Below are 2,547 nucleotides of genomic sequence, written 5' to 3'. Positions count from 1 at the left end.
CTTCGCCCCAAAGATCTCTATGCTCGTGTACCCCAGTGTTTTCAACAGCCATGAAATCTCGCTCGGCACGTAATACCTTTCGTTACACTCCAGTATCTTTTTGTTCCCGTCATCATCTTCAATTTCTGTGACCCATCTTCTACAGTGGCGGCAGGATTTGAACGTGAAAATCGGGCATGATCAGGGTCTTGGCACCACATTTTCAGTTGGCCGCACCGGCGGCGGGACAGCCACCCCCGCCGCCTGGAGCACCTTGCCGGCGACTCCTTGTAGGGGGCCGCGTAACAGATACCAGTGGTCGCCCTGTCTCACCTCGGCCTGATCCAGGGCCTCCAGATCCTGACGGATAACATCCCATTCCGCTTTCTCACCCCGCGCCGCAAGCCGCCGCTTCAACTCGTCCATCAGCACCAGGGCGAGGAAAGAACAGAAGACGTGGCCCCGGATAGTGGCATCCCAGCGGTGGAAGATGGGTCTGGTGTTGAGGAGAGACTTGGTTGCCCGGAAGAACTGCTCCACCTGGAGAAGCCGCTTGTACTGCACGGCCACCTCGCCCGCAGGTAGGGCGGTGTTGGTCCGGAGCACGAACTTGCCATCGTAGCGCGCCTCTGCCTCCACCTTCTTCCGGTCTATGGCCACAGCACCCTTCTCCACACGCAGGAAGCGCCGGTACCCCCGGTTGCCCACCAATTGCAGCGCCCCTTGCCTGATCTCATCCTCCAGGGCCATTACGATGGCCTCCCGCTCCTCGGCATCCTTCTTCGCTTCAGCAGGATTAAGGCAGATGATGTAGCGCCGGCCCTCTATCCGCGCCTCCTTGACCCGCAAGTTCTCCGTCACCTCCTGGTAGCGGCCAGCCCGGGAGAGAACGGCCTCGGATACCTCTTTCTGCCGCCGCATGCGCGCCCCCAGGATGTACTCCAGCTTCCTGTCTTCCAGCCCCTCGATGGCGCCCTTGCTTATCATCCCCCGGTCCGCCACCCAGCATACCCGCGTGAGTCCAAAACGCTGCCTCAGCCTGTCCACTACCGGGAGCAACGCCTTGCCATCGGCCTGCTTACCGGGCCACAACTCCGAGCACACCGGACGTCCGTCGCCGGTGAGCACGGCGCCCACCACCATCTGCCGCAGGTCAGGACGGTGGTCCTTGCTATGCCCGTACTGCCCGATGCTCTCGCCGCCCTGCCCCTCGAAGTAAATGCTGGTGGTATCGAAGAAAGCCAGGGACAGCTCGGTGAACAGGTCCCGCCGCCGGCCAAACAAGGTTTCCTCTACCTCGTCCTTGGCCTCCCCCAGCCAGCGCATCGCCCGATAGAGGTGATGCAGATCGATGTCCTCAGTGCCGGGGACTGCCACATCACGCCGCCAGCGCTCGGCCTTCCGGTCCGAACCGGCCCCGAACAGACGGTGCAGCACCGTCAGGTAGATCGCCCTCTCCACGGGAAACTCAAAAGAGCGATTCCGGAGAAGGTCTGCGAGCACCGCCTGAATCCCTGTGGCCTGCCACAGGCGACCGAAGACCAGGTCCGGCCCCAACTTCTGCGACAGGCCCTTCTCCAGGTCGCCCATCTCCATCAGCCGCACCCGCTCCCCAAAACGAGCGAGGGAGCGCAGCAGATTGTCGGCGGCTCCGCTGGCCATGAGCTCGTCCGCCCTGCCCAGTGTGCAGATCACCCGCTGCAGGGTACGCTTCCCCTCGCGGTGATTCTCCACCACCTGAAGGTATCGATACCGGCCGGTGCCCTTGACTCGGATAAACATGCGGTGCCTTCTCCTTGGTCACCGCAATTCTAAATCTCTCCTCAGGCTGACGTCAATAGATTTCAAAGGAATAATTTGGCACCGCATTTCACCGCCAGGTGGACAATTTCGTATCTGCCAAACCATCAAAAAGCCCTTTTACTGTAGAAGATGGGCTTGACAGACCAAGGGCGAAGGATATGCTCTTTCGCCAGGTCAAGACAGCCAGTACACATTATTTGAACTTGACACCTCCTTCCCTAATTGGGCGATAACTTATCGATTTCTAAGACGCCTTCCATTCCGCTATTCGTGCTTGAGACACAGTTTATCTATTCGTTTCGTCTATCGGTGCTGACCAACCTTTCTCGTAATCTCAGGAACCACCATGCCGCCGCTCCGAACACACAGCACCCACGTTTTCTTGGAGTCCTCCAACCCTACAAAGACCTTTTCATTTCTGAGAATACCCTCGGTTTGCTTTTTCAAGACTACCTCCCTCTTGCGCTTCTTTTCTTATTCCTGAGTAGAAGGTAGCCTTCCCTGCTTCACCTTTTCAACTCTGCTCCATCTATCATAGTCAACCTTTCGATATGCCGCCAGCAGCCGTCTGACATGACGCAGTGACAAGGCGAGCAACGCCGCCCCCTCCCCAACCCGAACCCTTCCCCTCTCTAATTCATTCAAGATCGTCAACCTTCTTTGTTCCTTCTCGCTCAACGTAACCCTCATGGGTGACATTTTCGCAGAACAGTTCATTGGTGACAGAATCGTAGAACATCAACACGGGTTATGGCCGCCCCTTGT

At 58.1% G+C, this 2,547-nt stretch carries 1 protein-coding gene; it reads right to left on the bottom strand.

The features are described 5' to 3' along the window. Positions 1-180: 180 nt before the first annotated feature. Positions 181-1,761 (bottom strand): IS1634 family transposase, encoded by a 1,581-nt coding sequence (locus QZP87_RS11470; RefSeq protein ID WP_291323061.1) that lies wholly within the window; start codon positions 1,759-1,761, stop codon positions 181-183. Between the last annotated feature and the right edge of the window lie 786 nt (positions 1,762-2,547).

Source organism: Desulfonatronospira sp., assembly GCA_003563255.1.
Classification (GTDB): Bacteria; Desulfobacterota; Desulfovibrionia; order Desulfovibrionales; family Desulfonatronovibrionaceae; genus Desulfonatronospira.
Note: the sequence above shows the minus strand (reverse complement) of the source record. Positions and strands in the feature narration are given on the sequence as shown.